The organism is Okeania sp., assembly GCF_035285525.1.
GTDB lineage: Bacteria > Cyanobacteriota > Cyanobacteriia > Cyanobacteriales > Microcoleaceae > Trichodesmium.
The window spans coordinates 1-8,168 of the sequence record NZ_JAYKGW010000192.1; the positions used below are offsets into that span (position 1 = coordinate 1).

The following is an 8,168-nucleotide window of genomic DNA, read 5'->3' on the forward strand; positions in this document are numbered from 1 at the left end:
TTTCCATCGCTTTCAGACTGCCAATATAACTTTCCACTACCATTTTAAATAAGTCATTTGCCAGATTTTTATCTACGGAAAATTCTGTTTCTAACTCTGGCAATAATTCTGGCAGTTTCGGCGATAAGTTAGTAGTAATTAAATAATGAATATCAGTAAATAGGGCAGCAATAATATTATGATAAGCTCCTAACAAAGCCGAGAATTTACTAAAATCTTCACTATTAGTTTCATAGTGACTTTGAATTTCTATTCCATCTGCTGCTAATTCTTGATTTTCTCTATAAATACTCAAATTTAAAGGATTATCTCCCCCAAATCTTTCGTTGATATCTTCTTCTGTTTTCCCTTTTGATAAGAGTTTTTGTTTCACATTCTTTTCCCAATTTAAAGCACGTTTAATTGCAAATTCATAGAGAAATTTAGGATAATTCAAGTGAGAAATTATGGTTTTATAAAAAGGAAAAATTTCTTGTCCCCCACTCCAATAAGCAACTTGCATATTAATCAAATCTCCATCTACTTCTGATTCTATTAATAGTATTGGTTCCGATTTTAAGCGACTAAATATAGCTTTAACTGCACTACCTCCAGCAAAACGGTTACTATCCCAAGCTCGGTCTATTAATTCTGTAGGCCGTTGTTCATTTTCTAGAGAATAATATTTTTCCAGAAAATTTCGTAAGTCTTGAGAAAGACGTTTTTCGACTTTAAAAAATCCAGCACTAACAGTTTTATTTGGATTTTCAAAACGGTCATAGTCAATTTCTGGAGGTGCGAGAATTATTTGCAAGGGAATAGGATTTCTATCTTGATGAGATTCAATAATTTGTGATGGATAAATTTTCAGAGGCCAGTTATCTAATTCTTTAATTTCTAGGGCAACTTCTCGTTGATAAGTTGCGTTAAGAAATTGATTTTCTCGATTATATTGAGAAAGTTCTATTTGCAGTTGTTTTTGTTGTTGAAATAGCCATAATTGAAATTCTTGGTAGCTTTTAGCTATTTCAATATCTACGGCTTTAATAAATTCTTGAATCTGGGGATTTTCTTGCCATTGGTATGCAACTATTTTAGCTTCAAATTCTTGACGAACAATTTCTAGTTTTTGGGGAAATTCTAGTTGAAATTGTTGATAATCTTGCGACCACTTAATCTGAGACATAGTACGCATATATTCCATCTCAAATTTAGCAACTATTTGTTTTTCTTGTAATTCTTTTTGATGAGCTAGTTGTTCCTCTTCTAAATTTTGCTGCATGGTTTTATTGGGGGCAGTATTAAAGGCATTAATACAGTTGTTCCATACAGCAACTCCGCCATGAACTTTGGGAAGCAAATGTATAGTCATATTTTTTTCTCCTGATAATTAAAAATTTTTCGTAGGCTCAAAAATTTTCAGAAATGTGGGGTTTTGTCGAGCCAGGAAATGTACAACTTTCTACAAAATTATCAACGTTTTTAAGTCTTTAGGAGAAAGTCTGATTCTCGAAATTCCCTAAATATCCTCGGTGGGAAAAAGTTGCACATGGCGTAACTCATGGAATATTAAAAATACTCCTTTACGCTCCACTGCTTTCTGCTTTTTATGTTGCGTAGCAAAATGCACCCTACTGAAATAATTTTGGGTTTGGGGGGAGTTCCTGAACCCAACACTTAAACTGATAAAATCTGATTTACTGTTAATTTTAACTCAGAAAAAAGTATCACAAATAATTAGGGTTTACTGATTAAATCTAAAAGCATTGATAGATAAATGTTTCAACTTTTTTAGCTTCTCAAAAAATACCCGCTTTGAGGCTGAAAATATCTGAAAAATTAAGCATTTTGGATGGAGATTTCTTCGGGGTATTAATATAGAAAAACCAAAGCTAAGTTTTTCCCCTTTCCTCCCAATGACAGCATGGAAGTCATTGCCAGGGGAAATATTTCACTATGATTTTTCACGGTCTACCAAAAAGACCCTGAAGCAATCTCTAGAACTTTGAGATTGCTTCCCTTCTCTGTTAATAAGAAATCTCAAAAAAATTTCGGAGCAGATGCTTGTTTGGAGTGCTTCAGAAAATGTTTCATTTTGATGGTTGCCTAAGAGGCGATCGCTATACTTCTAAGTTTTGGTTATAGGTTTATACTGTTTAGTTTTAAAATTTTAAATATTGTCAGGATTAGATGACATAATAACGGAAATTTTGCCCGATTTATTTAACGAGCTTTCAATATTTTCAGCTCTTTGGTTCAATTTTGTGATATTCTCAAAGAATGTAAAATCCAGAGGAATGTTTTTGCTTAATTAAACTTTTAGGGGGAAAAGCTCATGATATTGTTGTTTAGAGAGGAAATTTTGTTGATTTTTTCTGCCATGAAAGACTAATTTTTCTCTGTTCCTATTAAAGCTGTTTGACAGATTTATAGTTGTGTGGTACTCGGAATCACTTATCAGCTTTTTTAGTTTTTTTATGATATAGAACAAAATTTGGCTTGGATTTTGTTACCGTCAACTCTTGCTAAGTAATCTTGATTAATCTGGTAATTTTTCTATTTCCTCTTGAATTAAATTTGTTCAGTAATGGATAATTGATAATTACCTTTCCCGAAAAGGAAGAGGATTGAATAAAAGGAAAAAATTTATTTTTTTCTCCTTTAAAGGGGAGGCTTCAAGCCACGAATTATTTAATTATTTAATTATTAATTATTCGGTAAATTTTCTGTATGAAATTCAAATGACAAACAGAGCCTATTAGTTCTGCTAAAATATCCCCTTTTTATTCATCTGTTAAATTTAGCAGTTTTAGTTAATTTAGTAAGAATAGAACCATCTCACATGCTTCTCCTAATTCAGATAATAATACTTATAGGGCTGAATCAGTCATCAGTTATCAGCCTTTTTTCAGTTTTTTTGATCATGTAAAATAAGATTTTGCCAATCTCATCTGCACCTTTTCAGTTATAAGTTATTTCATTTATTAATATTTAGTTTATCCTGCGGATAAGATTTCCTCAAGTTCCTAAAATACTGGAATTCTTGCTCTAAAATCTTGCAATAGTAAGGGCAGGTTTTAGCTAGAATTTTAATACTTACTCTAAAATTTATATAAACCCGCCCTAATGCACTAAATGTTGGGTTTCGTTCCATCCTACGCAACCCTAACGGGAACAACCCGACCTACATTATATATTATTGCCAAAGAAATGAGGTTAAATTAATTAACCAAAATACAAAAAACACCCTATAAAATTGTGAGATAAGTTTAATTAGAGCTAGTAGGAAAGACTTTTAATAGTTGATTTTGTAAATCAAGTTCAATACCTAAAGCTTCTAGTGGCAATACTCCTAATAAAGAGTCCTTACCTCCAGAAATTTCTAAACATTCAAAAGTTCCTTCCCATCCAAGTAGAGAAATTTTAGCATCTTGAAAAATGCCTGCTTTACTAATACCAGTAGCAGTCATGACATCTACTTATTTAAGAATTTCTAATCCTAATTGAGCGATCGCTTCTGGTGGTAAACAGAGAGTTGTAGCTCCCGTATCTACCAAAACATATTTAATAACAATATAACGTACTTCTTCAATAGAAATCCAACCTTGAGAAGCATTTGTTTTATTTATATGATTATTGATGACTAAATTTGTAGTTATTTTACCCATTGAATTTTGATCGACCAACTACATAAACTTTTTCTATTTTATTCTATCTTAAAGTTCATTAGGGTGTCTTAGGGAAGCGTAGTGCATCATGTTTTTGGATAACTTTTGAATTAATTATGGTGCTATATCGTCAATTTTTTTTATATGATTTTTAAATTAATTATGGTGCGTTAAGTCTAACGCCTAACTCACCTAAAATCTAATAACTGAAGTATTCTATTAGGATGTGTTACGCTTCGCTAACACACCATCTTTTTTGATAATTTTTGCATTAATCATAGTGCTATATCGTCAATTTTTTATATGATTTTTAAATTAACTGTGGTGCGTTACGGCTAGCGCCTAACACACCCTACAACTTGGAAACTTCTCTCTTAAAGCATATAAAATAGGACTTGGTTTTTGTACTTGTAAATTTTCCGGTTTATTCCAAGTAAAAGGCGCTTCTTTAGCAGCACACATCCACAACAACTTTTTTGCCCTAGTCATTGCCACATATAATAACCTAAATTCTTCAGCCATTTTTAAATATCCTGCCTGTTCCCAAGCTTTAGAAATATCTAGTAAATCTTCTCCTTGTAAACTTGCTCGAATTTGCGCTCTAGCAACTTCAGCTAAATCAAAATCTCCCAAAAAAGTAGCTTGAGGCAAAACTCTTAAATTACCAGGAATTATATTTTCATGCAAAAAAGGTAGAAAAACAAAATCCCAATCTAAACCCTTAGACTTGTGCATCGTAATAATAGTAAGTTGTCGAGAACGAGTATAATATTCCTCTGCATTTTCTTCCACATCTACAGTTTCAAATCTCTCAGAATTAACAATTTCACTTAACACTTCTAACATAGAATTAATCGAACTATTATTAGCAGTTTGTTTAGCAACTCTTTCAGCTAACTTATCAGCAGTTGCCAAATCTGACTGTTTATAATTTAAAGCCAAAGCCAAAAAAGAAATTAATTGATAAAGAGGCAATTCTAATTTTGCTTTAAGCAAACTACGACAAAAATCTCGACATTTACGCACCTTTTCTGACTGATATGGATCGAGAGGACCAGGGTAAAGAAATTGTTCTAATTGAGACGCAAAATAATTATAATCTTGCTGGGGAATTAAGTGGCGATCGCCTAAAACTTTTAAAGCAGATTTTAAATAATCTGGAGAATGAGGGCGATAAATAAACTGCATTAATGCTAATATTTCTGCCGGAATTTGAGAGTGACGTGCTCCTTGAGAAACATCCTGTATTTTAATACCATAATCTCCTAAATTAATTTCGATTCCATACTTTCCAGGTTCGCTAAAAGTATCTGCAATAAATTGACCTTGTTTATTTTCTCTTACTAATACTGCAAATTTACCTTCAGGATTTTCTTCAAACAAATTAATTATCCGTTTACCCATCAATTTAAGAGTTTGATAAATATCTCTAGGTTCATATATTTCCAAACCATTACCAGTAGCTAAAGGATTATGATTATTTTCTGATTCTTTAACTTTTACAGGATGAATATCTTGGTCTCGAAATGGTTTTTCTTTTCCTGCTAAATTCAAACTATTTACCCACTTCAACACAAAATTAGCAGCATCAATAATTATCTGACAACTACGACCTGCTTGTTCCATAAATGCTAATTTTTCTAACTGTTCACACTCTTCACAAAATCGCCGAAAATCTATTGGATCGGCTGGAGTAAATGTAGAATTAATTGCTTGATTTGGGTCTCCCACACGCATCAAATTTAGATGACTTAATTTTGATAATCTTTCTTCCTGAGCCAGAGAATTAAAATCTAAATTACTATCATTATTATCACTAGAAGTAGCCAGAATTTCTAATAACTTAGTTTGTAAAGGTGTCGAATCTTGAGCTTCATCTTCAAACACAGCAAATACTTGCTTTTGCCACATTTTTCTAGCACCTTCATTTTGCAATACTCGTAAAGCAGCCAAAATCATTTCATCATAGTCAATTAATCTACTTTCCCTCAACATTTCCTGATATATTTGATATAAACTAGCAGCAATATTTAAAACCTGATAATTATCATTTGTCTTCTCTCTTAGTTCCCATAAATCTTCAGGTTTAAGACCAGAACTTTTTGCCTGTTGAATAGCTTTCCAAGCTAACTGAGGTAGTACTTCAGTTCTTAAAACAGACTGCCTTCTTAACCGTTCCGTTTCCTCTCCATCAAACTGACTTCCCTCAATTAAAAATTGATAATGTCTTGGATTTTTAGCAATCCAACTTTCTACACAACTGCGAGTTATCTTATTACTAGGAGTAGGCAAAACCAAATTATAATTTTCCAAATCTAACTCAGATAACTCAGGGTGACGTAGAGCAATACTTAAAGCCAAACCATGCAAAGTATGAACAACAAAACCACCTTCAGGTAAAGATAACTCCTTTAAAAATTGACGAATTTTAACCCTAATATTAGTCGCTGCCGAACGAGTAAAAGTAACAACAATTAATTGATGATGACTATGTAACTTATAGCGAGCGATCGCTAATGCTGCTGCTGTTGCCAAACCATAAGATTTTCCGGCTCCAGGAACTGCTGATACTGCCAAAGGTCCTCCTTTCCAGTCAGCCATTTGTTGTTGTCCTGGTCTTAAAGAAGAACAAATTTTTTCAATTGTTTGTTCCCTTAAAGTTGCTATTGATAAAGTATTTTCTATATCTTTAGTATTAGTTTTAAGGTCATCAAATGAAAGTGTAAAATTATCGGAAAAATCGTCAGTCACTTTATTTAAAATCGTCAGTTAAAATTAAAAGTTTAGCAGAAAATATTAATGTTTATTTCTTGCTAAATTTTTTCACTCTTTTATCATATAGATAGATGGAAGTGTAAAACTATTAGAAAAATCCTTAGTCACCTTCTTGAAAATTGCCAGTTAAAGTTTTTAAGTTTAGTAAGAAATATTGATGTTTATTTCTTGCTGTTCCCTGTTTCCTATTCCATCTTTTATAATAAAAGTTTAGCAAGAAATATTAATGTTTATTTCTTGCTCCCCCCTTTTCACTCTTTTATCACATAGATAGATGGAAGTGTAAAACTATTAGAAAAATCCTTAGTCACCTTCTTGAAAATTGCCAGTTAAAGTTTTTAATTTTAGTAAGAAATATTGATGTTTATTTCTTGCTGTTCCTTTTTCTCTCTTTTATCGGATAGATGGAAGTGTAAAACTATCAGAAAAATCCTTAGTCACCTTCCTGAAAATTGCCAGTTAAAATTTTTAAGTTGAGCAGTAAATATTAATGTTTATTTCTTGCTGTTCCCTATTTCCTGTTCTCTGTTCTCTGTTCTCTGTTCTCTATTCTCTATTTCCTCTTTTATCATAGTTGAGCAGAAAATATTAATGTTTACTTTTTACTATTCCCTGTTCCCTGTTCCCTCTTTCATAATAGGAAAATAAAGATAAAAAGTTGTACCTTTCCCTACAGTTGATTCAAAATAAATTTCTCCATTATGAGCATCAACAATTGTTTTGACAATAGCAGTACCTAATCCTATACCACCCTGCTTATCACTTACAAAAGCATCAAATAAATTCTCTTTAATTTCTTCAGGAATACCACAACCATTATCCGAAAATGTAATTTCAACCCATTCATCTTTTCTCTTAACTTTAATTTCTATCCTACCTTGATTTTGATGGAAAGCTTCTATAGCATTAGCTAATAAATTTTGTAATACCCGATTAATTTTATTTTCATCAGCATATATGACTAAATCCTCTTCAACAGAAATTATCAATTTCACAGAAGTAGAATCAACATAAACTTGGTTGATTTTTTTAAAGCTTTGTAATAACTTTTCTATATTAACTGGTTGACAGTATAATTTTGTATCTCCCTTAGAAAAAGCCAGTACCTCTTCCGCCATATTTAACATTCGTTGAACTTGAATAGAAATTAGATTGCACCACTCTTGACTTTCTGGATCTGGATGAAGTTCTTTTAAGATAGAACTTGATAATTGAATACCAGTAAAAGGGCTTTTAAAATCGTGAATAATAGTGTTAACCATCTCTCCAATGAAAGTCATTTTTTCTTTATAAGCTAATTGATTAACATATTCCGTCGTCATAGAACGAAGTCTGTCAGGCAAAACACTTAATATTTTTAAAACAATATCCCCTTTTGTTTCAGCTAATATATCCATTATTTGGTCATAATAAATTTTAGCTATAGTTGTTTCTTTAAAAGTAATTACTCTAGCAATTCTTGGTTGTCTATCTACAATTCCTAATTCGCCAAAATAATCATTTGATTCAAAAGATGTAATCACAACATAATTTTTATCTCTCCCACTTTTTTTCCTAACTTGAATTTGAACTTCACCTTCCAAAATTAAAAATAAGGCATCTGAATCACCACCTTGTTCAATAATAATCTCCTGGGAATTAAATTTTTCAATAATAGCAATCTGACAAATTTGTTGAGCTTGTTCCGGTTCAAAATAACGAATAAACTTATGTTCTTCTAGTTTCATTGGATAGTAGATTATGGTG

General features: G+C 31.7%; 3 protein-coding genes and 2 pseudogenes. All 5 read right to left on the bottom strand.

Annotated features, from left to right (window positions below):
- Positions 1 to 1,351 (bottom strand): annotated as a pseudogene (locus tag VKJ25_RS18630) (SUMF1/EgtB/PvdO family nonheme iron enzyme); the annotation flags it as partial.
- A 1,199-nt stretch (positions 1,352 to 2,550) separates the two neighbouring features.
- Entirely contained in the window at positions 2,551 to 2,625 is a 75-nt protein-coding gene (locus tag VKJ25_RS24710) for a DUF4896 domain-containing protein (protein WP_375340349.1), read from the bottom strand.
- Between the two features lie 623 nt (positions 2,626 to 3,248).
- Positions 3,249 to 3,647, bottom strand: a pseudogene (locus VKJ25_RS24715) (retroviral-like aspartic protease family protein).
- 342 nt (positions 3,648 to 3,989) lie between these two features.
- Complete coding sequence (locus VKJ25_RS18645) at positions 3,990 to 6,398, bottom strand: ATP-dependent helicase (protein WP_375340348.1); 2,409 nt, start codon at positions 6,396 to 6,398, stop codon at positions 3,990 to 3,992.
- Positions 6,399 to 7,027: 629 nt separating this feature from the next.
- Positions 7,028 to 8,168: sensor histidine kinase (locus VKJ25_RS18650; protein WP_324238140.1), on the bottom strand; the 1,141-nt coding region annotated here is incomplete at its 5' end.